This window comes from Streptomyces sp. NPDC033221, from assembly GCF_055577005.1.
On sequence record NZ_JBVIQN010000014.1, the window covers coordinates 152969 to 178904 of the forward strand.

Annotated in this window: 18 protein-coding genes and 1 pseudogene; 12 read left to right on the plus strand and 7 right to left on the minus strand. The window is 70.0% G+C overall.

Features of this window, described 5'->3' with window-relative positions:
* The first annotated feature begins 26 nt into the window (after window positions 1-26).
* Both ACZ53K_RS20435 and ACZ53K_RS20440 read left to right on the plus strand, forming a co-directional pair.
* Window positions 27-2579: an ABC transporter permease gene (locus ACZ53K_RS20435; protein ID WP_468838320.1), complete on the plus strand. Its 2553-nt coding sequence runs from the start codon at window positions 27-29 to the stop codon at window positions 2577-2579.
* A gap of 948 nt (window positions 2580-3527) precedes the next feature.
* Window positions 3528-3965 carry a site-specific integrase gene (locus tag ACZ53K_RS20440; RefSeq protein ID WP_468838323.1) on the plus strand — a complete coding sequence of 146 codons (438 nt, stop codon included), beginning with the start codon at window positions 3528-3530 and terminating at the stop codon, window positions 3963-3965.
* Between the two features lie 162 nt (window positions 3966-4127).
* On the opposite strand, the gene adh is transcribed toward ACZ53K_RS20440, so the two are convergent.
* From adh to ACZ53K_RS20465, 5 genes are all read right to left on the minus strand, one after another.
* Complete coding sequence (adh, locus tag ACZ53K_RS20445; protein WP_468838326.1) at window positions 4128-5651, minus strand: aldehyde dehydrogenase; 1524 nt, start codon at window positions 5649-5651, stop codon at window positions 4128-4130.
* Between the two features lie 66 nt (window positions 5652-5717).
* Window positions 5718-7016, minus strand: coding sequence for a GAF domain-containing protein (locus tag ACZ53K_RS20450; RefSeq protein WP_468838329.1), 1299 nt, complete (start codon window positions 7014-7016; stop codon window positions 5718-5720).
* A 141-nt stretch (window positions 7017-7157) separates the two neighbouring features.
* Window positions 7158-8078 carry a hypothetical protein gene (locus tag ACZ53K_RS20455; protein ID WP_468838332.1) on the minus strand — a complete coding sequence of 307 codons (921 nt, stop codon included), beginning with the start codon at window positions 8076-8078 and terminating at the stop codon, window positions 7158-7160.
* Window positions 8075-9208 (minus strand): DUF6114 domain-containing protein, encoded by a 1134-nt coding sequence (locus tag ACZ53K_RS20460; RefSeq protein WP_468838437.1) that lies wholly within the window; start codon window positions 9206-9208, stop codon window positions 8075-8077. Before ACZ53K_RS20460 ends, ACZ53K_RS20455 begins: the two co-directional genes overlap by 4 nt.
* A gap of 47 nt (window positions 9209-9255) precedes the next feature.
* Complete coding sequence (locus ACZ53K_RS20465; RefSeq protein WP_468838440.1) at window positions 9256-9777, minus strand: DUF6230 family protein; 522 nt, start codon at window positions 9775-9777, stop codon at window positions 9256-9258.
* Window positions 9778-10035: 258 nt separating this feature from the next.
* On the opposite strand from ACZ53K_RS20465, the gene ACZ53K_RS20470 reads away from it, so the two are divergent.
* From ACZ53K_RS20470 to ACZ53K_RS20480, 3 genes are all read left to right on the plus strand, one after another.
* Window positions 10036-10695: a TetR/AcrR family transcriptional regulator gene (locus tag ACZ53K_RS20470; protein WP_468838334.1), complete on the plus strand. Its 660-nt coding sequence runs from the start codon at window positions 10036-10038 to the stop codon at window positions 10693-10695.
* A 608-nt stretch (window positions 10696-11303) separates the two neighbouring features.
* A complete protein-coding gene (locus ACZ53K_RS20475) occupies window positions 11304-13004 on the plus strand; it encodes a hypothetical protein (RefSeq protein ID WP_468838337.1) in 1701 nt (566 codons plus the stop codon).
* A gap of 321 nt (window positions 13005-13325) precedes the next feature.
* Complete coding sequence (locus tag ACZ53K_RS20480; RefSeq protein WP_468838340.1) at window positions 13326-15929, plus strand: PA14 domain-containing protein; 2604 nt, start codon at window positions 13326-13328, stop codon at window positions 15927-15929.
* A 150-nt stretch (window positions 15930-16079) separates the two neighbouring features.
* On the opposite strand, the gene ACZ53K_RS20485 is transcribed toward ACZ53K_RS20480, so the two are convergent.
* Window positions 16080-16955, minus strand: coding sequence for an ABC transporter permease (locus tag ACZ53K_RS20485; RefSeq protein ID WP_468838343.1), 876 nt, complete (start codon window positions 16953-16955; stop codon window positions 16080-16082).
* Window positions 16952-17986: an ABC transporter ATP-binding protein gene (locus tag ACZ53K_RS20490; RefSeq protein ID WP_468838346.1), complete on the minus strand. Its 1035-nt coding sequence runs from the start codon at window positions 17984-17986 to the stop codon at window positions 16952-16954. Before ACZ53K_RS20490 ends, ACZ53K_RS20485 begins: the two co-directional genes overlap by 4 nt.
* Window positions 17987-18162: 176 nt before the next feature.
* Here ACZ53K_RS20490 and ACZ53K_RS20495 point away from each other — a divergent pair, with 176 nt between their 5' ends.
* From ACZ53K_RS20495 to ACZ53K_RS20525, 7 genes and pseudogenes are all read left to right on the plus strand, one after another.
* Window positions 18163-18276, plus strand: a complete 114-nt coding sequence (locus tag ACZ53K_RS20495) for a lasso RiPP family leader peptide-containing protein (protein ID WP_125530442.1) — start codon at window positions 18163-18165, stop codon at window positions 18274-18276.
* Window positions 18277-18347: 71 nt separating this feature from the next.
* Window positions 18348-20126: an asparagine synthase-related protein gene (locus ACZ53K_RS20500; protein ID WP_468838349.1), complete on the plus strand. Its 1779-nt coding sequence runs from the start codon at window positions 18348-18350 to the stop codon at window positions 20124-20126.
* 48 nt (window positions 20127-20174) lie between these two features.
* Complete coding sequence (locus ACZ53K_RS20505) at window positions 20175-20450, plus strand: PqqD family peptide modification chaperone (RefSeq protein ID WP_468838352.1); 276 nt, start codon at window positions 20175-20177, stop codon at window positions 20448-20450.
* Complete coding sequence (locus ACZ53K_RS20510) at window positions 20447-20971, plus strand: lasso peptide biosynthesis protein (RefSeq protein WP_468838355.1); 525 nt, start codon at window positions 20447-20449, stop codon at window positions 20969-20971. The genes ACZ53K_RS20505 and ACZ53K_RS20510 overlap by 4 nt, the downstream gene beginning before the upstream one ends.
* 875 nt (window positions 20972-21846) lie before the next feature.
* The gene (locus ACZ53K_RS20515) at window positions 21847-22815 is read left to right on the plus strand and encodes an NAD-dependent epimerase/dehydratase family protein (RefSeq protein WP_468838443.1); all 969 of its coding nucleotides are present in this window, start codon (window positions 21847-21849) and stop codon (window positions 22813-22815) included.
* 101 nt (window positions 22816-22916) lie between these two features.
* Window positions 22917-23238 (plus strand): annotated as a pseudogene (locus tag ACZ53K_RS20520) (protein kinase family protein); the annotation flags it as partial.
* Between the two features lie 1146 nt (window positions 23239-24384).
* Complete coding sequence (locus ACZ53K_RS20525; RefSeq protein ID WP_468838358.1) at window positions 24385-25914, plus strand: non-reducing end alpha-L-arabinofuranosidase family hydrolase; 1530 nt, start codon at window positions 24385-24387, stop codon at window positions 25912-25914.
* The last annotated feature ends 22 nt before the right edge of the window (window positions 25915-25936 follow it).

A 25936-nucleotide genomic window follows, 5' to 3' on the forward strand; every position in this document is an offset into this window, starting at 1 on the left:
GTCCGCCCCTGACGAAAGCCCCTTTCATGCTGCGAACAACCCTGCGCACCGTCCTGGCGCACAAGAGCCGCCTGATCATGACCGTCGTGGCGGTCTGCCTCGGGGTCGCCTTCATCTCCGGTTCGCTCGTCTTCGCCGACTCCACCACAGCCGCCTACCGCGCCTCCCTGACGCAGCGGTACGCCCCGGTGACCGTCGAGCCCCATTCCCTGCCGGGCTCGGGCCGAGGCGAGGCGGCCTCCGCCCTGGACGACGCCCTCGTCCAGCGGGTCGCCGCCGTGCCAGGCGTCGCCTCTGCCCGGCCGACGGTCGGCGGGTCCGTGGCGCTGGCCGCCAAGGACGGATCGCCGCTGCGCCCTGGGGCACGGGGCAAGTTGGGGCAGGCGTACCTCCCCGGTGCCGACGGCCGCGACGTCCGCCATCCCCTGCTTTCGGGACGCGCACCCCGCGACGGGCACGAGGTCGTTCTGGACCAGGGCACCGCGAAAGCCGGCGGCTACACCCTGGGCGACACCGTAACCCTCGCCGTCCGGGGCCCGGTGCGCAAGATGCGCCTGGTCGGCACCGTCTCGGGCGACGATCCCCGCCTCGCCCACGGCGCCACCCTGGCCGTCTTCGACAAGGCCACCGCCCAGCAACTGTTCTCCGTTCCGGGCCGCTACACCGGCATCGACCTGACCGCCTCGCCCGGCGTCGACCAGTACACGCTTGCCCGCGCGGTCGACAAGGTTTTGCCCGGCGACCGCGCGAAGACGGTCACCGCATCCGCGCGCACCGCTCAGCAGGCGATGTATGTCGGCTTTTTGACGAAGGGCTACTCACGGCTGCCGCTGATCTTCGCCGTGGTGTCCCTGTTCATCGGCTCGTTCCTCATCGTCAACACCTTCACCATGCTCGTCGCCCGCCGCAGCCAGGAGATCGCCCTGCTCCGCGCGGTCGGCGCCATCCGCCGCCAGGTCATGCGCTCGGTCCTCACCGAAGCCGCCGTGGTGGGCCTCGCGGCCTCGGCGCTCGGCTTCGTCCTCGGGCTCGGAGTTGCCACCGCGCTGCCCTCCGTCCTGCGCACCGGCGAAAACCTGCTCCCCGACGGCCCCTTGGTGATCGGCCCGCTGCCCGTCCTTGCCTCCCTCTGCGTCGGCGTCGGCGTCACGGTCATGGCCGCCTGGCTGCCCTCCCGCCGGGCCTCGCGCATCGCTCCCGTCGAGGCGATGCGCACCGCCGACCAGCCCCCCTCGGCCACCTCCTCGCGGGTACGAGGCGCGCTGGGCGCCGTCCTGCTCGCCACCGGCATCGGCTTGCTGCTCTCCCTGAGCGACGCCGGCAACGCCTCCGACGCCAACCTCCAAACCGCCATGTTCGGCGCCGGTCTCCTCGTCGTCGGCTTGATCGTGCTCGCCCCGCTGGTGGCCGGCCCAGTCCTCCGGGCGATCGGCCGGGCCTTCACCCGCTTCGGCGTCAGCGGCGCCCTCGCGCGGGAGAACACTCTGCGAGACCCGCGCCGCACCGCCTCCACCGCAGTCGCCTTGCTGATCAGCACGGCGCTGGTCACCGGCCTCGCCGCCGTCGAGCACTCCGCCGGCCGTGCTCTGGACGCCCAGGCCGCGGCGGGGCTCTCGGCCGACTACGTCATCAGCGCCGGCGACTCGACCACGGCCTCGGTCGACGACGCCGCCGTGCGCCGCGTGGCCGACCTGCCGGGCGTCACCACCGCATCGGCCGTCGCCGACTCCACCATCGCCGCCGGCGCCCTCGCCAAGGAGGTCTCCGGCATCGACCCGCGGACCGTGGGCAAGGTGATGAACCTGCACTTCACGAGCGGCTCCGCGACCGGCATTGGCCCCGGCCGCATCGCCGTCTCCCGCACCTTCGCCCACGACCACCACCTGACCACCGGCGACACGGTGAAGGCGAGCATCGGACCCGGTCGGCCCGACCGGCCCCTGACCGTCGCCGGCGTCTACGACGACAACCCCACCGCCCGCGATGTCCTCGCCGACCGCGGTGACGTTCAGCGCAACAGCTACCTGCGCGGCTCCCTGCAGCGCGTCCTCGTCTCCGTCGACCCTGCGAAGGCCCCCGCCGACTTGGCGGCGCGCCTGCGCAAGGCTGTCGACGACAGCCCGCTCCTCAAAATCCATGACCACGAACAGCTCGTACAGGAACAGGCCGGCGTCGCGGGGAACCTGATCAGCCTGATCTTCGGTCTCCTCGCCCTCGGCGTGGCCATCTCCGCCCTCGGCATGGTCAACACCCTCGCCATGTCGGTCGCCGAACGCACCCGGGAGATCGGCGTCCTGCGCGCCATCGGCATGGACCGCGCCGGCGTCCGCCGCATGATCCGCCTGGAATCCCTCGCCGTCGCCGCCTTCGGCACCCTCCTCGGCCTGGCCGCGGGCCTGTTCGGCGCGTGGAAGGTCAGCGGCCTGGCCGACGGGGCCATCCCGCAGTACTCCTTCGCTCCCCCCTGGGGCACCCTCGCCCTGGTCGTGGTCCTCTCCCTGGCCACCGGCGTCGCTGCGGCCGCGCTGCCCGCCCGCCGGGCCGCAGCCCTCAGCCCCCTGCACGCGGCACAGTCCTGACCCGACCCGCTGAAGCCCTCGACCCCGCTGCCCGGATTCCGTCCCACGCCTCCCCGCCCCCGGCGACGGACCGCAGGGCGGGCAGGGGCGGGACAGAGCCCGCGCAGATCGCAGGATCGCGGAGGCAACGATGCAGGTCCGCACCGTCGCCCTCATGGGCACCCGCGCGTCCGCCCGCCGCGGAACCTCCCAAGGACCTGACTCTGCCGGGAGCGCGGGTGACAGTAGCGCGATAGCCACCACACGTTCGCCAGCAGCACCGCCCTGCCACCGCCACCCACCTGAAGTTCCGCCCGACCTCGGCGCAGGCCCAGCGCGTCACTGCGAACGCGTCAACATCGCGCGGCGCAGCCCGAATCGCCGGAGCGGACGTCGACGGCCACGGCCGGGCCATCGCGCGGCGAACGAAGAAGTCCGGGGGTGTGCCGACGCACACGCGAACCGTCGTACCAATGCAGTCACAACGGTTGTTGAGGTGGTCTGACCACACGGGATCGAAGGCCATGAGCACGAGACGGCCCCGCTCCGGTCGCGACTCGAAGCCGACGTGCCCGTCCGGTCCACGCCGACCGGTACCAGCCCGGAAATGGCGCGGGCTCCTCGACCACCAAAACGGCTGTACCGGAACCACGTCCTCGCACTTGACCGTCGCACCCTCCAGCAGGGAACGCCGCTGACGCCTTCCTGCGGCATCCACGCACGACACCTCGACGTACGGCACGGCCCCGCCCGCTCAAGCCGGAACGGCCGCCCGACACCCCCCGCGCGACTGGGTTCACTGTCAAAGCAGCCGAAGCGGCTGGTCGCCCAAACGACTCGATTGGATGACAAGGGACAGCAGTTCGCCGGGAGCAGACAGGAAAGATCGCCAAAGGGCTGGTGGAAGCCGCATGGGCATGTCACCGTAGACGACCTTCCCTGAAATCCCCAGGTCAGAGGGGTGATGCCGTGGCAGTGGATGCCCTGCAACCTGGATTCGCCACGACCGTCGAATCCCTGCGGCTCCGCTCCTGGAGGTTCGGCCCCGGCCAGCCGATGCGGGTGATCGACCAGTTCGCAGAGGCCGAGTTCACGCACGTCGTGGATGACCGTGCCGATGTCCACACAGCGTGGGCGCGGGCCCGCGAGCTGGCCGTGGCCCGGACGGAGCGCGTCTCCGGTCTGGCCAAGCGGCCCTATGACCTGCGGCATGCCGGGAACTCGTTCTGGCTGCGCGCGGGCGTGGACCCGGCCGAATGCGCTCGCCTCGCAGGCCGGAGCATTCAGGTGCTCTTCCGTCACTACGCGAAGTTTCTGGACGGTGTGCGCGAGCAGGCCAACCGGCTCATCGAGCAGTCGCTGCAGGAGTGGGACCGCCTCAGCGGAGGAGGCGCTCCTGCGGGGTGAAGCGCGGTTTTGGTCCGTGACTGGTCCGGAAGAGCTGGTCAGGACGGGTGTAGCGGTGGGAGGAACTGGGAGGTATAGCGCAAACCGGGCCTGGCTCTGAGTGAATCCAGCGGAAGGCGCCTGACGGGCCAAAGGCCAGGTCAGGCGCCTTTTCTCGTCTGCTCAGAAGAACCCCAGCTTCTTCGGCGAATACGACACCAACAGGTTCTTCGTCTGCTGATAGTGATCCATCATCATCTTGTGCGTCTCGCGCCCGATCCCGGATTGTTTGTAGCCGCCGAAGGCGGCGTGGGCCGGGTAGGCGTGGTAGCAGTTGGTCCAGACGCGGCCGGCCTGGATGGCGCGGCCGGCGCGGTAGGCGGTGTTGGTGTCGCGGGTCCAGACGCCGGCGCCGAGGCCGTAGAGGGTGTCGTTGGCGAGGGTGATCGCGTCGTCGAAGTCGGTGAAGGGGGCGACGGCGACGACCGGGCCGAAGATTTCCTCCTGGAAGACGCGCATGTCGTTGGTGCCCTCGAAGATGGTGGGGCGGACGTAGTAGCCGCCCTCCAGTTCGCCGCCGAGTTCGGCGCGGGTGCCGCCGGTGAGGATGCGGGCGCCTTCCTTCTGGCCGATGTCGAGGTAGGAGAGGATCTTTTCGAGCTGGTCGTTGGACGCCTGGGCGCCGATCATCGTGTCGGTGTCCAGCGGGTGGCTCTGGACGATCTGTTCGGTGCGGGCCACGCCGGCGGCCAGGAAGTCCTGGTAGTGGCCCTGTTGGAGGAGGGCGCGGGACGGGCAGGTGCAGACCTCGCCCTGGTTGAGGGCGAACATGGTGAAGCCTTCGAGGGCCTTGTCGTAGAAGTCGTCGTCGGCGGCGGAGACGTCGTCGAAGAAGAGGTTGGGGCTCTTACCGCCCAGTTCGAGGGTGACCGGCTTCAGGTTCTCGGAGGCGTACTGCATGATCAGGCGGCCGGTCGTGGTCTCGCCGGTGAAGGAGATCTTCGCGACCCGTGGGCTGGAGGCGAGCGGTTTGCCGGCCTCCGCGCCGAAGCCGTTGACGATGTTGACGACGCCGGGTGGCAGCAGGTCGGCGACCAGGCTCATCCAGTAGTGGATGGAGGCGGGGGTCTGTTCGGCGGGTTTGAGGACGGCGGTGTTGCCCGCGGCGAGGGCGGGGGCCAGTTTCCAGGCGGCCATCACGAGGGGGAAGTTCCACGGGATGATCTGGGCGACGACGCCCAGCGGTTCGTGGAAGTGGTACGCGACGGTGTCGTCGTCCAGCTGGGACAGGGTGCCCTCCTGGGCGCGGACGGCGCCGGCGAAGTAGCGGAAGTGGTCGATGGCGAGGGGGAGGTCGGCGGCCAGGCACTCGCGGATGGGCTTGCCGTTTTCCCAGGTCTCGGCGACCGCCAGGGACTGGAGGTTGTCCTCCATGCGGTCGGCGATCCGGTTGAGAATCAGCGCGCGCTCGGCCGGGGAGGTGCGGCCCCAGGCGGGCGCGGCGGCGTGGGCGGCGTCGAGGGCGCGTTCCACGTCCTCGGCTGTACCGCGGGCGATCTCGGTGAACGGCTGTCCGGTGACCGGGGTCGGATTCTCGAAGTACCGGCCCTTCACGGGCGGCACGTACTCGCCGCCGATCCAGTGGTCGTAGCGGCTCCGGTAGGACATCACGGCGTCGGCGGCACCAGGGTTCGCGTAACGGGCCATGCGGGCTCCCCATCGCTGTCGGCTCGGTCGCGCCTCCGCTCCCGCGGCGGGGCGCCGGTGCGCAGGCTAGGGGCGCGGACGTTGCGGGGAGGTTGCGCGGGTGCGGGGAGGGAGGAGGAGGGAGTACGTGGTGCGCAGCCGTGCGGCGGTGGAGGCCGGCACGGTGTCTCCGGGGCGGGCGGTGGCCTCCAGCGCTTCCCAGACCTCCAGGTCGTGTTCGCCCCAGGGCGTGTCGGCCCACAGGTGCAGGGTTTCCGGGGTGCGGTGGGTGAGGACGGACCGCCGTAACCGGTCTTCGAGGAGGGAGCGGAGGCGGCGTACGCCAGGGGCTTCGGAGCGGGGGAGGAGGGGGCCGCGGTAGGCGCGGAGTGCGGCGGTCAGGTCGCCGGTGGTCAGGTCCGTCTCCACGGCGTCCGCGTCCGTTTCGACGGTTCTGGTCAGGCGGTACGGGCGCGAGTCGAGCAGTGGGCCCACCACCTGGCGCAGCCGGGACATCTCCGCGCGGAGGGTAACCGGCCGGACGTCGCGTTCGCCGTAGAGGAGCGTGGCCAGTTGGTCGCCTGTCAGGCCTTCGGGATGCCGGGCCAGCAGCAGGACGATCTCGCTGTGCCGGCGGCCGAGTCGCAGTGACCGGCCGTTCGCGACCAGGAGGGCTTCGTCCCGGGCGAGGACGGTCAGGTGTACGTGCGCGGCGGGCGCCGGGTGTGGCGTGTACGAGGCCAGGTGCGCCTCGGCGGCACGGGCGGTGGCCCGGACGAGAGCCAGGCTGTGCGGGCCGGCGAGATGGTCGCCACCGGTGATGTCCACGGCGCCCAGCAGCCGGCCGGTCCGCAGGTCGTGCAGGGGAGCCGCCGCACAGGTCCACTGCTGTACGTACTTGTTGTAGTGCTCGGTCGCGAAGATCTGTACGGCGTGGTCGGCGGCCAGCGCGGTGCCGGGCGCGTTCGTACCGGCGTGCCGTTCGTCCCAGCGGGCGCCGGGCACGAAATTCATGCGTTCCGCATGCCGGCGGACGCCTGGATGGCCCTCCACCCACAGCATCCGGCCCTGCGGATCGCAGACGGCGAGGACATGGGCACCGTCGTGGGCGATGGTGCCCAGGAGATCGCGGAAGACGGGCATGGCACGGGCCAGCGGGTGACCGTCGCGGTAGGCGCGCAGCTCCGGCTCGTCGAGGTCGATCGGCGCGGGCCCGTCGAGCGTCGCGCGCGCGGACGCCGACCGGCGCCAGGAGTCGGCCACCACCTGGCGCACCGGCCGCGCGACCGGCCCGCCCGCCAGGAACTCCTCGTGGGCGCGCCGCACGGTACGGGTGCGCTCCTCGGGGTCGGCTCCCGTCTCCATCGCCAGCCATGGGTTGACCACGCGTCACCTCTCCGATGCGGCTCTGCCCGTTCCGGTACGGCTCTGTCCGTCCCGTACGCCGATGGTGCTCGTACGCCGATGGTGCTCGTACGGGGGTGGGGCAGTAAAGCCCGGAGCCGTGGGGGAGGGGCGTTCGGATGGTCAGGGGTGCGCCGTCGTCCGATCTTTGGGCAGCAGGTCCACGGTGGCCCGCCAGTGTCCTTTCGGGAGACCCACCAGTCCGTACAGGAGGCGGATGGGGGAGCGGCGCGGTAGGAGGAGCGTTCCTGCAATGGCGGCGAAGACCGCGAGACCGACGGGGTGGCCGAGGAGGCGGACCAGTGCGCTCGCGAGGAGAGCGCCGAGCAGGGGCAGCCCGTACAGGCCCGCGCCCGCGATGGCCACGGCGAGGAACCGCGGCACCCTGCGGTCCTGGGCACCGCCTGGCAGAAGCCAGCCCTCGGCCAGCCAGCCGATCTCGATCAGCAGCATGGTGCCGATGACGGCGACGCCGAGGACCAGGAGGGCGAGGAAGGTGCCGGAGGTCAGGAAGCGCAGCACGTTGTTGACGACGCTGTCCTTCGGCCAGGCGCGCAGCGCGGCGCCGTCCGTGGTGAGGAAGCGGCGGTACCCCAGGCCGTCCCAGCCGTGTACGAGGGTGCCGAAGAGCAGGAAGTGGCCGCAGACGCAGTTCAGGTACGCCCAGTAACCCGCGCCGACCAGGCACAGAACCTGGGCGAGCAGAAAGCCGAGGAGGGCGGCGATCACCACACCGCCCGAGTAGAGCAGCGGGAAGCCGGCCCAGACGCCGCGGTGGGCGTCCGCGATGTGCATCGTCGACCAGGACGGGTTCTGCCACATCAGGAACAGCCCGGCCGGCACGAGCAGCACCGCGGCGTACAGGAGCGTCAGGCACAGGTACGGGTTCGCGGCATGGCTGACGAGGCGCGGCGCGAGCAGCTTGGGCAGTCCGGCGCGGTCGGCGGCGCGCCGTTCGAGGAAGTGCAGCTGCCGGGCGGCGGAGAGCGCGAACGTCGAGCCGATGGCGTAGGACCAGAACAGTGCGGCCGGTAGGGAGATCATGCTGGACTGGTCTCGGTTTCTGTCTCTGTTCCTGTGCCCGTCTCTGTTGTTGCTGCTGTTCTTGGCACTGCCGTTCCCGGCCCCGTCCCGGCGTCGAGCGTCAGGCCGTCCGCGACGATCAGGTCGGAGGTGACCAGGGCCTGTTCGGCGTCCACGTCGGTCATGAAGACGAAGGGCGGCACGACGGGCGGCACCGGGAGCGTGTCGGGGGTGAAGGTGAGGCAGATCAGCCCTTCCAGACAGCCGCTGAACTTGGTGAGGTAGAGCGTCACATTGCCGCTGAGGTCCAGGTTACGGGCGCCGAGACGGAGTTGCGGGCCGTCGGCGTCACGGGTGGTGAGCCGGTAGTCCGTGAGCGAGGCGGCTTTCATGCGGAGGACCATCGCCTTGACCGGCCCGTCGACCGTCTGCACCTCGGTGACGCCGGCCAGGGTGAAACCTTTCGGCGCGAACATCGTGGTGGTCACGGTCGGAGGGGTGGGCTGCGCGGGAACGGTGGATGCGTGCGCGGGTTCGGCGGGCGTGCCGATCACCGCGATCAGGGCGATCGGCAACGCCACGGCGAGGGCCTTGCCGCGGTTGCCGGCGCCTTCGTCCGATGGCCTGCTGTCGGAGGGACCGTCCTTGGCGGAACCGTCGTTGGCGGAACCACCGTTGGCGGAACCGTTGTTAGCCGGACCACCGTTGGCGGAACCGTTGTCAGTGGAACCACCGTTGGCGGAACCGTCGTCGGAAGAACCGCCCTCGTCCGCGTCCCGCAGCGGTGTCCAGCCGAACCCCATCGCGCTGCCCGCGATGCCCAGCCCCATCCCCACCAGGAACCCGCCCAGGTTGGTCGCCGCGAAGGACAGGACGGACAAAATCAGCGCGTGCAGACTCACGTAGTGGTGTGCGGCCGGGCGCAGCCACAGGAACAGCCCGGCCACGATCAGTGCCAGCCCGATGCCGATCGCGGCCAGCCCGCCCAGGCCGAGGCTGATCAGTACGGTCAGTGGCGACAGCGGTACGAGCAGCAGTTCCGCGCCGCCCAGGATCAGCAGCAGCCCGGCCCAGAAGGGCCGGGTCCGCCGCCAGCCGCGGAACGCCGTCCGCCGCTCGGGCCAGGGGAGCCTGACGGCCGGGCGCCGGATGGCCGAGCGCCAGGTTGCCGGACGCCGGGTCGCCGGGCGCCGGCTGGTCAGAAGCACTTCTTGCCGCCCAGGCTCACGTCCAGCCGCAGCCCTCTGAGGCGGAAGTTGCCGCCGGTGGCGGACCACGCGTGCGACCTGACCCCGGCGACCTCGATGTTCCCGGCCTGGAGTCCGAACTTGCCCTTTTCGCCCTGGACACCGGGTACTTCGTCGAGGGTGGAGGCGTCCCGGCCGATCTGCGCCGTACCGAACCGCGCGTCGCCCACCAGGTCCTCGCCGTCGATGACGAGGTTGTCGGCGGTGACCTGACCGGCGTCGCCGCCCGCGGTCAGCTTGAACACGACGGTGCCCAGCGGCGTCTTGACCTCGGCCGCCTGGCAGATGTCGCTCAGCACGGCCTTGCCCAGGCCGAGCAGCGCCACGGGGTGCCCCTTGCCGCTCGCGTCGCGGTCGGTGTGCACGTACGAGGCCAGGCCCTGGCTGGTCAGCTTGCCCGAGGTGACCTGGAAGTTGGTGCCCGACACGGCGAACGACGCGGCGAGCGCGCCCTCGGCCATCACCGAGGCCATCGCGCCGACCGCGAGCACCGCGGGGATCGCCGTGACCGCGGTCTTCTTCCAGGAAGTACGTCCCTGCGGCAACGGCCGCCTTCTCTTGCTCACTGCTTCCTCCCCGGGGCAGCGATGGACCGGCTGCCGGCGCAGCCGTGGACACGTGCGAGCGCGCGAGGGAAGTGCCTGATGGAGCTGCCACGGGACGAAGCCCGCAGGTGGCGTACCTCTGCCATACTGCGGAAAATCCGCGGCAGTTGGAGACTAGGGCTCGAATTGAATAATAGTCAACAGCGCGGACCCGGTGCCCCACGGGTCGCCCGCGCCACCGAGCGCTCACAGGCGCGCCGTGCCGAACTGATCGCCACCGGAAGGAGACTGTTCGCCGACACCTCCTACGACGCCCTGTCCATGGACGACATCGCCCGCCAGGCAGGTGTCGCGAAGGGCCTGATCTACTACTACTTCAAGAACAAGCGCGGCTACTACCTCGCGATCATCGAGGACGCCGTCGCGGAGCTGGTACGGCGCGCCGCGAGCACCCACGATCTGCCGCCCGTCGAACGGGTCCAGCACACGATCGACGGTTACCTGCGCTACGCCCAGCACCACCAGGCGGCCTACCGGGCCATCGTCACCGGCGGCGTCGGCTTCGACGCGCAGGTGCTCGCCATCCGGGCGGAGGTCCGCGAACGGCTGCTCGGTACCATCGCGCACGCCACCTGGGGCCGCGCGGACATACCCGCGCTGGCCCGTACGGCACTGGTCGGCTGGCTCTCCAGCGTCGAGGGCGTCACCCTCGAATGGATCGCGCGGCAGGAACTGGACCGCGAGACGGTCGGTTCACTGCTCGTACGGGGGCTGGGGGACACCCTGCGGCTGATCGAGGAGTTCGAACCGGCCTGCCCGGCGCCCACCCGGCCGCCCGTCCCCTGACATGGGCCGGAGCACGGACTCGTTCAGAAGGATGCGGTTCACGGCCCGTTTCGACGGGTGCGCGTTACGAAGGCACGCCAGGGGGCGGGGGGCCGTGACCTCCTGCCCTGTCGACGGGAATGACGGGTACGGTCGGTCGGAATGAGCACCCATGACCGACCGTTCAGGCGGAATCCGCCGACGAGATCCTCGACAAAGTCAGTGCCTATGCCACCGAATATCCGACTCGTTTACCAAGGCAACCGCCTTATCTCTGGGGGGAATGTTTCCGGGGGTATGGCTTCACCTCTCGCGCCTTGTCGCTGTCCGGTCGCAGCGCGCAACCTTGCTGATTGTGCCGCCAACGAGCCGCCAGTGAGGCGTAGCTGGGGCGAAAGCGGTGTGAATTCCGGGCAGGGTAAAGGCGCGGAATTGGTTTATCGCGAAACATTGTCTTTGGTATGGGCCAATCGTTCGACGTCAGCGCAATTCCCCTGGGTGCGGCAGTCATGGCATGATCACGCAGATCCGCTCCGCGAATCATCGCGATCGTCCTGTTGTCGTGAGGCGCTGCCCACGGAGTCGACTCCGTCGTGGCGCACCCCACCCCACGTCCCCTAGGGCCCACTTTGCACAAGATCACCAAGCAGGCGCTCATACCTGCCCTGACGACCATCTCCCTGCTGGCCGCGGGCTGTTCGTCGGCCGGTGCCGGGAATGCCGACAACGCCGGCGGCACCGCCGAGGCCGCCGGTACCGGTGGCGGAGGAGGGGAAGCCGCCGCCCCGGCCGCCGAGCTGGACGCCGCGGCCGACACCACCAAGGGCAGCACCACCGGCGACGGGCGGCGGCTGCCGGTCACCGCGGCTCCGGCGCAGTCCACCCCGGCCGGTGCCACCGCCGTGGCGCGCCCGTCCGGCAACGGGCGCGTGACGCAGAAGTCCTCGCTGCGGATCGCCTCGTACGACCGTCACAACGGGCGCGCGGTCATCGCCGGCGGGGTGGACTCCTCGAAGAAGCCCCCGGCCACCCCCACTCCCGCCACCCCGACGCCCTCCTCTCCCGCGCCTTCCGCCCCGGCGTCCTCCACCCCCGGCCCCACCTCCGATCGTGAGGGGCCCGGGAGGGCCGCCAAGCCCACCGATCCCGGGAAGCCCGCCAAACCCGCCAAGCCCACCGCGCCCGGGAAGAATTCGGCCGTGGCCGTCGGTGACGTCATCGCGAGCGCGCCCGCCCCGGGCGCCCCCGACGGCGTACTGGCCAAGGTCACCAAGGTGCTGGGCACGACGAGCCGGGGCACGGAGGTCAACACCGCCCCGGCCACGCTCGACGCGCTGCTGGGCAAGGACGAGGCGGACGGGAAGGTGCCCGTCGATCCGGCAGGTATCTCGGTCGAGCCGCTGGTCAAGGGCGTGAAGGTGTCCTGGGCGAAGAACGGCGAGCGCCGGTTCGGTCCCCATGGCGCCACGCTGCCCCTGGGCAGCCTGCGCCTTGACGTCGGCGCGTCGGTCGCCACCGCCGAGGGCGCCCCGGCCGGCGCCGCCGCCTCGGTCTCCGGCTTCGTCCAGCTCTCCCCGAAGGTGGAATTCGGCTACAACGGGAACCGTAAGCAGGCGAACTCCGCCGCGAACGGCTCCGGCAGTGGTACCGGCTCCGGCGCCGGCTCGGCTCCCGGCGGTGCCTACATCGGACTGTCCGGTGACTGGTCCTCCCAGTGGCAGTTCAAGGGCCAGGCCGCCGCGTCGACCGGCAAGGACAAGCCGCTGCGGATGCCGTTCGCCAAGCTGCACGCGGACCCGGTCATCCAGGTCGGCCCGGTGCCCGTCGTCGTCAACCTCGACCTCACCTGCTATCTCGCGGTGGAGGCCGACGGCAGGATCACTGTCGACGTCAAGCAGGACCTCAAGGGCGGCTTCCGGGTCGGCGGCAGCTACAGCTGGGCCGAGGGCTGGAAGCCGGTCAGCGAATCCGGCCTGACCTCCACCCCGGTACAGGCCACCGTGACGGCAGCGGGCCGGGCGAAGGCCGCACTCGGCGCCGAGGCGAGCGTGGGTCTGTACGGCATGGCCGGTGTGAGCGCCGACATCGCTCCGTACCTGCGCGGCGAGGGCAGTGCCGTGATCACCGGATCCTCCGACGGAAAGGGCTCCGCCACGGCCGACTGGAAGGTCTTCGGAGGGCTGGACCTGTCGGGTACGCTCCAGACCCAGCTGACGGTCTTCGGTACTCCGCTCTTCCAGAAGCGCATTCCTCTGGGCAGTCTGCACCGGGAGTGGCAGCTGGCTGCCGGCCGTCTCTCGTCCGCCACCCGGCAGCCGCACGCCGGCTGACACGCGGCTCGGCACACTGCCGACGTGCCGCCTTGCCGTACCACCCCGGTGGTACGGCAAGGCGGCACTCTTGGTTCTTCTTCCCGCCTTCCGCAGGGGGCAGTTGAAGCTCTCACGTCCGGCCGCCTACGGTCCACGGCGCCGGACCGGTGCGGTCCGGATCGCGACCGACCGGGTCTCGATCGAACGGTGCCCGACACGGCAATTGCCGTGCAGAACTGTTGTTTTACGGTGCAGGCTGTGCCTAACTGTTTGACTATGTTTCCTTCTTCGCGTCGCCTGAGCCCCCGTGCCAGAGGTGTCCCGCACCGGAGACACCGTATGAGACCCCGGTGCTCGGTCTCTCACCTGCTGTTCTGCGCCTTGCTGTGCGCCCTCGCCATATCGCTGCCCGTCAGCGGCCTCACGCCGCCCGCGCGGGCGGTGGAAGCCCCGGGCGGTGACGGGCACGGCCTCAAGGGTGAGTACTTCCGGATGTCCAAGCCCGGCGCCCGCGACTTCGCCGAGCTCGGCGGGACGACCCTGGAGCCGGCCGTCGACTTCCCCGACCTGAGCTCCACCTTCCGGCTCGCCACAGGGCGCACCGAGCACACCACGGCGCGGTGGAGCGGCAAGGTCGAGGTCCCCGAGAGCGGGAAGTTCACCTTCTTCGCCAAGGGCGACAACGGCTTCCGGCTCTTCATCGACGGCAAGCAGGTCATCGATCACTGGGTGCCTGACTGGGACGTCGAGGTCAAGAGCGAACCGGTCGGGCTCACCGCCGGTGAGCAGCACGAGTTCAGGTTCGAGATGTTCCAGGACACCGGCGGCTCCAACATGGTGCTGAGCTGGCAGAGTCCGGACGTCAAGAGGAGTCCGGTTCCGGAGTCGGCCTTCACGCCCCCGGACGGCTTCGAGCCGTACCCGGTGGACCTCACCGTCGGCGCCGACGGGCGCCGGCTGCGGGTGACGTTCGAGGGCGAGGCCGGCGGGACCGAGGCGCTCAAGGACCACCTGAAGCTGGAGGTCGACTCCACGGACATGCCCGTGACGTCGGTCGTCCGGGACGAGGACGACCCGCGCTCCGTGGCGCTCACGCTGGCCGGGCCCGTTCAGAAGGGCCAGCGGGTGCGCTTCGCCTATGACGGCAAGGGCGGGCTGAGCAGCGGCGGGGAGCGCGTGCCCGTGGTGCTCCGCGCTGCCGGAAACCTCTCCACCCACCGGCTGACCACCACGTGGGGTGACAAGGTCGACCCGGACCATCCGCTGCCCGAGTACCCCCGCCCGCAGGAGATGCGGGCGCAGTGGAAAAACCTCAACGGGCGCTGGGAGTTCGCCGGTGCCCGCAAGGGCGAGCAGCCCCCGTTCGGCAAGCCGCTGGCCGAGAAGATCACGGTGCCGTTCCCCGTCGAGTCGCAGCTCTCCGGGGTCGAGCGGCACGAGGACCACATGTTCTACCGCAGGCTCATCGACGTCCCGAAGGGCTGGCGCATCGGCGCCGAGCGGCGCCTCAAGCTCAACTTCGGCGCCGTGGACTACGAGGCGCGGGTGTGGGTCAACGGCAAGCAGGTGGCCCGGCACGCCGGCGGCTACACCGGGTTCAGCGCCGACATCACCGACGCGCTGACCAAGGGCGGCAAGCAGGAGATCATCGTCGGCGTCACCGACACCGGCGGCGGCAACCAGCCGAAGGGCAAGCAGACGCCCCGCCCCGGGGGCATCTTCTACACCCAGTCCTCCGGCATCTGGCAGACCGTCTGGATGGAGCCTGTCGCCAGGACGGCCGTCGACAGGATCGTCAGCACCCCCGACATCGGCAGCGGCACCCTCACGGTGAAGGCGGAGTCCCGCGACGCCTCCGCGCGGGCGAAGGTCACGGCCGTGGCGCGGGACAGGAAGGGCAAGGAGGTCGGCAGGGCCACCGGAGCGGCCAACGCGGACCTGAAGCTGAAGGTGCGGAACCAGCACCTGTGGTCGCCCGACGATCCCTACCTCTACGACCTCGAAGTCACCCTCCGCAGCGGCAGGTCGAAGGACGTCGTCAAGAGCTACTTCGGGATGCGCTCCATCGGCGTACAGAAGGTCGGCGGCCACCCCAAGCTCGTACTGAACGGCAAGCCCTTCTTCTCCCTCGCCATGCTGGACCAGGGATTCTGGCCGGACGGCCTCCACACCCAGCCCAGCGACGATGCGCTGCGCTTCGACCTGGCGGGACAGAAGCAGCTCGGCTTCAACGCGGTACGCAAGCACATCAAGGTCGAGTCACCCCGCTGGTACTACCACGCGGACCGGCTCGGGCTGCTGGTGTGGCAGGACTTCGTCTCCGGCGACATCACCGACGAAGGGGGGCAGCGGGCGTTCACCGACCAGGGCAGGGAGATGATGGAGCAGACGCACAACTCCCCGGCCGTCGGCGGCTACGTCGTCTTCAACGAGGGCTGGGGCGAGTGGAACCGCGACGCCACCGGCCGCCTCGCCGAGTCCGTCAAGGCCGCAGACCCCTCGCGCGTCGTCAACGCGCACAGCGGCGTCAACTGCTGCAACTCCAAGGGCGACGCGGGCAAGGGCGACATCATCGATCATCACGACTACAACAACGACGACCCGCCCGCACCCGATGACCGCCGAGCCGCCATGGACGGCGAACACGGCGGCTTCACCCTGCGTACCCCCGGTCATATGTGGCCCGGTACCCCCACCGTGATCTACAGCGGGGTGGCCGACACGGAGACACTGACCCGGAAGTACGTCGACAATACCCGCACGTTCTACCTGCGCCAGGCCGGCGAAAACCTGTCCGGCTCGGTCTACACGCAGGTCTCCGACCTGGAGAACGAACTCAACGGCTTCTGGACGTACGACCGGCGCAAGCTCAAGGTCGACCCCACCCGCGTCCGCGCCGTCAACCGCGAGGTCATCGCCGCCGGCGCAGCGGCGAGAGGCTGACCCACCCGCGCGTCCTGGGCCCTCGACCGTGTCCAGGACGCGCGGCAAGTCCGGTCGGCTGCGCAGGTGCCCAGCCGGCGCTGCGCAGCCGGCTCGGCGCGCTGCCCACCACACCGGCCACAGTGCGGCCAGGCAAACCCCCGGCGCACCTCACTCCAGACGGCCGAAACGACGGGCGGCCCACAGCAGGACGCAGGCGCCGAGCAGAATCAGGACCACGATTTCGAGTCCGGCGGGAGGCTGCCAGCTGCCCCAGCGCACTCCGGTGGCGGCCGTGGAGCCGGGAACGTGGTGCGCGATGCCGCGGCGCAGTACGTCGACGGCGTAGGCCAGGGGATTGAGGGCGGCCAACTGGGTGAGCCAGCCGGGCAGCGTGGTCAGTGGGAAGAAGGCCCCGGAGAGGAAGAGCAGCGGCATCAGGGCCAGGCTGAGCAGCATGTGGAAGGACTCGACCGTTCGGATGCCGATGGCCAGCGCTGCCGCCAGGACGGTGAGGACGAACGAGGTCAACGCCATGACGGCCAGCAGCCGGAGCAGCAGCGCGGGGTGGTAGGGCAGCCCTACGATGCCCGCTGTGGCGAGCAGGACCGCGCCTTGGACGGTGGCCTCCGCGGTGCCGCCGAGACAGCTTCCGTACAGCAGGGTGGAGCGGCGTACGGGAGCCATCAGCGTCTCGCGCAGGTAGCCGCTCTCCCGGTCGGTGATAAGGCGCATGCCTACGGTCACCGCGGGGGTCTGCACGGTCATCACCAGTACGCCGGGGAAGAGGTAGGCGCGGTAATCGCCGCCGACGGCCGTCGCGGGCACCAGGGCGGCCAGGCCGCCGCCGAGGAGCAGCAGGAACAGCAGGGGCTGGACCAGCATGAGGACGGTCTGCGCGGGCTGCGCGAGCATGTGCGAAAGGTTGCGCAGGACGAGGGCGTGAACGGCACGCAGTTCCCGGACGAGGGTGCCGGGGGATTCGGCGGCCTGACGTGTCGCGGCCGGCTGCCCCGGCGGCACCGGGTGTCGCGTGCGGCCTGTCACCGTCGGTCCCCGTGTCCGGGTCCGGGCGGGCCGCCATCGGGGCCGGTGGCCGGGGCGCCGTGGCCGAGTGGCGGCCCGGGGCGGGTGATGCGGCGGCCGGTGTGGTGGAAGAAGACGTCGTCCAAGGTGGGTTCCGCGAGGGTGATGGCGTGCACGGGGATGCCGCGGGCGGCCAGGGCGGCGCACAGGCGGGGCACCTGCTGCGGACCCGCCGCCACGGCCACGGTGAGGCCGTCCGGCCCGGCGGTCGGGCGCAGGGCGAGGTCGTGGCGCAGGGCGGCGGCCGCCGCGGCGTCGTCACCGGTGCGTACGTGTACCCGGTCGTCGCCGACGGCGGCCTTGAGCGCCGCCGGGGTGCCGTGGGCGACGACCCGGCCGCGGTCGAGGATGGCGATGCGGTCGCAGTGTTCGGCTTCGTCCAGGTAGTGGGTGGTGACGAACACGGTCGTGCGGTGCTCGGCGCGGAGCCGTGCCAGGTGGTCCCAGATCTGGGCGCGGGCGTGCGGGTCGAGGCCGACGGTGGGCTCGTCGAGGAACAGCACGCCGGGTTCGTGGAGCAGGGCGCGGGCGATCTCCAGGCGGCGGCGCAGTCCGCCGGAGAGGGTGCGTACGCGGTCCCGGCGGCGCTCGGTCAGTCCGGTCAGCTCCAGGAGCGTGGCGCTGCGGGTCCGGGAGCGGGCTCGGGAGAGACCGTACAGGCGCGCGTGGAGGTGGAGGTTGCGTTCGAGGCTGAGGTCGGGGTCGACGGCGCTGTGCTGGAACAGCAGGCCGACTCCGCGCCGTACGTGCTGCGGCTGGGTACGGATGTCGGCCCCGGCCACCCGGGCCTGCCCCGAGCTGGGGCGGGCCAGGGCGCAGAGCATCGCGATGGTGGTGGTCTTGCCGGCGCCGTTGGGGCCGAGGAAGGCGAACGTTTCGCCGGGGCGTACGTGGAGGTCGACTCCGCGGACCGCCTCCGTGCCGGGGTAGCGCTTGGTCAGGCCGTGGGCGCAGATCGCGTACCGGTCGGCGCGGTGTGCGGCCTCGGTCACCGTTCGGCTCCCGGCGTCCGGTGGCCGGCCGCGCGGTACCGCTTCCGGGGCCGCCCATCCGCTTCCTTTTGACGTGACACGCTGCACCCCTCAGGCTGGAGACAGAGGGAAAAAACCCTATATGCGCCGTAACGTCTTTGCGGTGTCGACTCGACCGTAGAAGGAAGGTGACAACAATGCGTTTGCGCTACACGCCTCCGAAGGTCGTCCGTATCGGACGGGTCGAGAAGCTGACCGGACAGCTGCGCCACGGCACTCCCGACCTGCTCGGTCACGGAAACATCTGGTAGCCATCCCCGTCGGTACGGGGCGGAGTCCGGAAGGCTCCGCCCCGTACCGTACGACGACACCGGGGAGAACGATGGCCGGTCGGTACGTCACGGAGTTCCCCGGCTGTTCCGGGTGGGTCGCCGCCGGTGCGGCCACCGTCGATCACGAACATGTGCCGTTCGACCGCGTACAGGCGCGGGCCGGTCACATCCACGCGCGCTCCGGTCACGTACACGCGCCGTTCGAAGTCCGGAACGGCCACCACCCGCGCGGCAGCCACCTCCAGCAGTGGATCCAAACGGGTACGGACGGGCCTGTCCCCGGCATCCCGCAGCCGGTCCCGCACGCCTACCTCGCTCTCGCCGGCCCGGCCCCGCGAGAACTGCCGCCGGATCGGGTGAAGCGTCTGATCGGGGAGGTGGACCGGGACACGTACGCCGCGCTCCGCCACCTCCCGCCGGATGTCGCCGGCGCGGTCGTCACGCCCCGGCGAGTCGTCCTCTTCCGCGGAGTGACCAGCGCCGACCAGCTCTTCTTCCGCGTGTCGGACGGCTGGACACGGTGGTCGAGCGACCCGCGCCACCTGCTCGACGGTCCGCCGCGCTTCGCACACGAAACGCTCTGGCGCGCCTGCCGCGGTGAGGACGTCTTCGTCTTCCCCGGCCTGGGCCGGCTGCTTCCCGGTCAGTTCGCCGTCGCGGACGGCCGGTCGGCGCACACCGGCACGTACGACCGGATCACCCCGCTGCCGATGCCGCGCCGCACCTCGCTGCGCGCCTACGCCGACCTGGCCTACCAACTGCTCCTGGAGGAGACCCGGCGGTACGCGTCCGCCGGCCGCATCGGCGTCCTGCTCTCGGGCGGCGTCGATTCCGCCACCGTGCTCGCCGCGCTCGCCGACCAGGGAGCCGACGTCACCGCGTACCACATGTACACGCCCGATCCCCTCGCTGACGAATCCCCGCGGGCGCGCCAGGTGTGCCGGGAACTCTCCGTCCCCTTGGTGACCGTGGACCCGCCCGGCGAGGACGAGTCCTACTTCCCCGACGGCCACGACTTCCCGCTGCCCTTCAACCACGTCTGGTTCCGCCGCCTGGACCTGACGGCCCGCCGGATCGCCGCGGACGGGGTGCGCACGGTGCTCTCCGGCCTGGACGGGGACGTCGTCTTCGGACCACTGCGATTCGGCCTGTACGACATCGCCGTCGCCGACGTGCCGTTGCGCGAACGGTGGACCATGGCCAACGGCCTGCTCAGTTCCCGTTGGGAGCTGAGCCGCATCGCCCGCAGCATCCGTCGCGACTACTCGCTCTACGAGGACCCCGAAGCGACCGCCGAGACCGAGCGCGCGGGCGACTTCCTCGTCCCCGTGCCCGGCGCCGGCCCGGAACGGTACGAGCCGGACTCCGCCGCGCAGGAACACACCCTGAACCTCACCGTCTGGCGGCCGTACGGCATCCACTGCGCCAAGCCCTGGGGCGGCCGTCAGCTGCGCCGGCTGGCGGCCCGGCTGCCGAACGCCTACCGGGTCATCCCGTACGGCGGGCGCACCATCGACAAGCCCGTGCTGCGTCTCGCCGCCGCCCGCCGAGGGGTGCCCTCCTGCGTGTGGCGGCACTACGGCAGGGACTGGCTGGGCTCGCCGGACGAGACATGGTGCCTGTGCCACCCGGACGCCGTCGCCGACCTCCTGGGCGGCCCCGACGCCCGGCTGACCACCCTCGGCATCGTCGACCCGCAGCGGCTGGCCGCCGTTCTCGCCGACCCGCGCGCCCTGCGCCGCAACGCCGAAAACCTGCTGTGCACGGCCATGGTGGAACTGTTCCTGCGCGACCTCTCGCACAAGACCGCCCCGCTACCCGGCACATGAACGCCGGATGGCAGCCCCCGGCCCCGGACCCGCGACAGGAGCCCTCCAATGACACTGATCCGCCTAGCCGAACAGACCGTCTTCGACCCCGCCGACGGTACGGGTGTCCTCCTCGACACTGCCGAAGGCGTCTACTTCGAGCTGAACCCCACCGCGACGCTCATCCTGGAAGCGTCCCTGCGCTGCGAGACGTACGACGAAGCCGTCCGCGACCTCGCGGAGCGCATCGACGCCACCGACGGCGAACTGCGCGAGGGCATCACATCGCTCGCCGCCCAGCTCACCGAGAGCCGTCTCGCCGAGTCGGGCGACGGGTCGCCATGAGGGCCCGGGCGACCACAGGCCGGGCGACCGCGGACTGGGCCTTCCTGCTGTGGGGGGACGCGGCGGCCGGGCCCGTGCCCCGTACGCCACCCTCGGCACGGCTGGCCGCCGCCGTACGCACCGCGCGGGCGCTGCGGGCCCTGAACCGGCACGGTTGGGGCGTCGCGCAGACCCAGCTGCGCGGTCTGCGGCCGGCTGCCGGTGCTCACCGCGGCCTGTCGGAGGCGACGGCCGTCCGCCTCGCCCACCGGGAACTGCCGCGCTGCCAGCTCGTCGTGCGCCTGACCGAACCCGAGGCACTGTGCCTGGCCAGGTCATTCGCGCTGGCCGTCCACCTGTCGGTGCTCGGACTGCCGGCCGAGACCGTCATCGCCCGGCAGCGATCGTCGATCGGCGCCCGGTTCGCCTTCCACTCCTGGACCGAACTGTACGGCGAGGTACTCAACGACGTCCCGGTCGTCCAGAGCGGCCACACAGTGCTGCAACGGGTCGGCTGCTCTGCGCTTCATCGACCGGACTGATCGCCTGTTTTCGTCGTGACCATCACATCCATGTCCGGCAGGAGGGGCAGGTCGATGTCGGCCCGGCCTTCGCTCTCCGTTAAAGGGAGCCGAAGTTTCCGGAACATCGAAGTCATCTGTTTCCCAAAGGCCTTGGGGCTGCAGTGGAGCCTTGGGGCAATGCCCGTGTTCGAGAACCGGCCCTCCAAAAGCCTCACGGCGTAGGGAGTCTCGGCCTAGTGGGACAGCGCCGGCAGGCCGACCTGGGGATGGTCCTGTACCTGAACCAGATCATGGTCGTCGAGCTGAGCATCGACGGGCTGGGCCGCCAACGGCAAGTGGGCACCGCCCCCGTATGACAAGCAGGTATGGACGGGCCCGAGCCGCTGAGCCGGGTGTTCCGGCACCTGGCTCAGCGGCTCGGTGACTGCCGTCGTGCCGGGCGAGGAACACCCCAGGATCGAGGCCGAGTACCGGCACGGCTGCGGATCGACAATCGGCTCGGTCGGCCCGCCCAAGGGCCTTGGGTTTTTCCCGTCGCGTCTGAGAACAAACGTGTACCGAGGGCGTGTTGTCCCGGAAAAGAGAGCTCCTCCCGGGTATCTGCACCGCAGCGATACCTGATACGATCGCGTGAATCGCCCATCTATCCCATCGTTCGGCGGTGGGCTATCGCCTGTCGCGCGAGAATTACACGCCGAGCTTCCAGCCTGTAACTCGCCATGTGAAAGAGCCAGCCGGTCCCCTGTATGAAAGCGCGGGGCCCCTCGACCCGCTCATTTCCACCGGACGGTTCAGCGCAGGGCACCCGGTTCGAGAGCACGCCCCCTCGCATGGCAATTCCGTTCCTCAAGCCATCCGGCACCCAGGCTCAACAGTTCGCTCAGGAGTGTGCGATGCGTGTCGTCATCACCGGCGGTGCCGGCTTTCTCGGATCGCACCTGTGCGACGCGCTGGTGCGGCGGGGGGACAGCGTCGTATGCGTCGACGACCTGTCCACCGGGCGGCTCGACAACCTCAGTCAGCTGCGCGACGACCCCAGCCTGACATTCCTTGAGTGCGACGTGACCCGTGGCATCGAAGTCACCGGCTCCATCGACGTGGTCGCCCACCTGGCCAGCCCCGCTTCGCCGCCCGACTATCTGCGGCGCCCGCTGGAGACACTCCGCGTCGGTAGCCGGGGTACGGAAAACGCCATCACCCTGGCCAGAGACCACGGTGCTCGATTCATACTGGCTTCGACCAGTGAAATCTACGGCAGCCCGGCACTGCACCCACAGCCCGAGGAATACTGGGGCAATGTGAATCCCATCGGGCCACGCAGCGTGTACGACGAAAGCAAAAGGTACGCGGAAGCCGTGACTGCCGCCTGCGCCCGCACTTACTCAGTGAATACGGGCATTGTGAGGATTTTCAATACCTACGGTCCTCGAATGCGCGCCGGCGACGGACGTGTGGTCACCAACTTCATCACCCAGGCCCTCACCGGCCGGCCACTCACCGTGAACGGAGACGGCAGCCAGACCAGGAGTTTCTGCTATGTCGACGACCTGGTCGCCGGGCTCACCGCGATGATCGACGCAACGGAGCCCGGGCCCGTCAATCTGGGGAATCCCGAGGAGTACACCGTCCTCCGACTCGCCGAGCTCATACGGTGGATGACCGGCGCCAAGGTGCCGATCGACCACCGGCGACTTCCCCGGGACGATCCACCGCGGCGCCGCCCGGTCATCGAACGCGCGGAACGCACACTGGGCTGGCACCCCGTCACCGGCGTCGAGGAGGGCCTGCGCAGAACGATTGACTGGTTCAAGGCCCGGCCCGAGGAACTGCGGGAGAGCGCCGTCGTGACGGCGGACACCTGAGGGAACGCGCAGCCGCCGGGGCCGGAGACGTGTGGGTGCCGGGCCGACAGCCCGGCGGGTCTCCCCGGACCGTGTGTAGAGTCTGGCCTCGCAGCACGCCGGCCACCGCGTCGGAGCTGGGATCCGGGATCGGCGGCAGGTCGGCGGAGCTGAATGTCGAAGGGGTACCCGTCTTCGTCAAGCGGGTTCCGCTGACGGACCGGGAGTTACAGCCGGAGAACCTGCGGTCGACTGCCAACCCGTTCGATCTGCCGCTGTTCTATCAGTACGGAATCGGCTCAGCCGGTTTTGGAGCCTGGCGCGAACTGGCCACGCACATCATGACCACCGGGTGGGTTCTGGAGGGCGCCGGCGCGGACTTTCCGCTGATGTACCACTGGCGGATTCTTCCCGACCGTCCCCCCCACCGGGTTCACCGACGAGTTGCCGTATCCCTGGGTGGAGAAAGCCCTGATACGCGGGACCGACTTTAATCGGCGCCATCATCGACAGGCACGCCCGATGCGCCGTCGTCCTTGAGGGCTTCCACCGTCGGCTGCTCAAGCAGAGCAAAAGGACACCGTATCCGCTCTTGAGGTTCAGCAGGCGATGGACAGCGCCTATGCACCCCAGAGCTGATCGGACATCGCGGCCGTAGTCCCACTCCGGATCAGGATCACAAAGACGCCCGTACTCCAGCCGGAGACCAGTCACCTGTTCTTCGGCTGGTAGGTGACCGTTGCTGGCGCAGCTGATCGCGCGACCAGCCGTGTTCCTCGGTCATGTGCTTCCTCGACTCCAACCACGGCCCCGGCGTGACGCCCGTGATGTGGTTCCCGCAGTGGGGTGTACCACGGCAGATCTAGGCATGCGGCGGCTGCGCCCGCCGCATGCGGCCGGCCTGGTCGGCGGTGCCCTGGTGGGCGAGGCATTCGACGACGACAACGACTGACGGCCTCGGCCAGGAACGTGAACTGAAGGAGAGGGGCAGTGGCAGCTTCCGGACGGCATGGAGTCTGCTTGACACACCACTCCTCGCCTGCCGCTGGAACGGCTGGAGGCGGACAATCACCGCGCCCAGCCGGTCGACGACTTCTTTGACCGCCCCGCTTGCCCCGCTGCCGAATTGGCGCCCGCGGGGGCGGGCCAGGGCGTCGGCGAGTACCGGGACGCCGGCGGCTTCTCCGGCGCAGATCCGCGCACCCTGGTACACCTGGTACAGAAGAATCGCTTCCGCACCCTCGATTTCGCGCCTCTTCATGGTTCTGTCGAGCGGTCAGAAGGTGCCCGAAACCGGATTCAAAGCCCGTCGGTCCGGCTGCACGGCGCTTGCGTGTCACACCTCGGGGAGACCGACGGCAATTGGCCTGCTGCTCGGCCGCCGACGGCCGGAAGGTTGCCGTGATCTTCGGACTTGGCGGTATTCGACGGCAGCACGCCTGGGGGTGCTGTCGAATACCTCTCGCCGATATCCGCCACCTCGGGGAAAGGACTGCTGTGCAGCCGCATCTGTCACCTCTTGCCGCGACGGCGAGCACCCTTCTCCGGGTCCCATGACCGCGTGACAGCAACACGACTCCAGGAGAAGATATGGCTACAGGCCCCAGAACACGTCGGCACCTACTGTGGCGCTGGCGACGAGGTACGGCCGGGATCGCGGTGACGGCGCTGCTCGCCGGCCTGTGTGTCGCTCTGGCCGCGACACCGGCCTCGGCCGCCTCGGTCGACACCAGCGCGTGGTACGTCCTGGTCAACCGCAACAGCGGCAAGGCGCTGGATGTCACCGACCGCGACACCGACAACGGAGTCGGGCTCCAGCAGCACAAGCGTAACGACGGGGCCTGGCAGCAGTGGCGTTTCGTCGACTCCGGCGACGGCTCCTACCGGTTGCGTTCTCGCTTCAGCGGCAAGGTCCTCGACGTATCCGCCCGGTCGACGGCCGACGGAGCCCGGATACAGCAGTGGGACGACACGAAGGCGAGCAGCCAGCAGTTCAGCCTGGCGACCTCCGCAGGTGGGTACCTGCGTCTGATCAACCGCAACAGCGGAAAGGCCGTCCAGGTCGCGGGCGCCTCCACGTCCGACGCGGCGGCCATCGACCAGTCGACCGACCGGGGCGGAGCCGGCCAGCAGTGGCAGCTGGTGAAGGTCGGTGTCACCTCGAACTCCCTTCCCTCCGCGTTCTCCTGGGTGTCGACCGGTGTGCTGGCGGGTCCGCGGTCGAACGCGTCGCACCGGCTGGTGTCGATCAAGGACTTCTCGGTCATCCGGTACAACGGGAAGTACCACGTCTACGCCACCACGGCCAACACGGCGGGGAAGTGGAGCCTGGCGTACTTCAGCTTCGACAAATGGGCGAACGCCGCCTCCGCCACACAGCATTACCTGGATTCTTCGGCCATCGGCACCCGTTACGCGGCCGCACCCCAGGTCTTCTACTTCGCCCCGCAGAAGCTCTGGTACATGGTCTACCAGACCGGCCCGCCCACCTACTCCACGACGACCGACCCCGCCAACCCCTCCTCCTGGTCCGCACCCAAGACATTCATCGCCTCGGAACCGCCCGTGGTGACGCAGAACAAGGGCAAGGGGCAGTGGATCGACTTCTGGACCATCTGCGACACCGCGAACTGCTACCTGTTCTTCAGTGACGACAACGGGCACCTCTACCGCGCCCGGACCACGCTCGCGAACTTCCCCAACGGATTCGGCGACACCACCATCGTGATGTCCGACTCCCGGCCCAAGCTCTTCGAGGCCTCGAATATCTACAAGGTGTCCGGCACCAACCAGTACCTGTTGCTGGTGGAGGCCATGGGAGCGGGCGGCCGTTATTTCCGCTCCTGGACGTCCACCGGCCTGACCGGGATCTGGACCCCGCTCGCATCCACCGAAAGCGCCCCGTTCGCGGGCACGGCCAACGTCTCGTTCAACGGCCCCGCCTGGACCAACGACATCAGCCACGGCGAACTGGTCCGCTCGGGCACTGACCAGAACCTGACCATCGACCCCTGTCACCTGCAGTACGTCTACCAAGGACGCCATCCGAAATCCAGCGGAGAGTACTCGCAACACCCGTACCGCATGGGCCTGCTCACCCAGGCCAATTCCACCTGCTGACCCGGATCCGTCTCGCGTCATC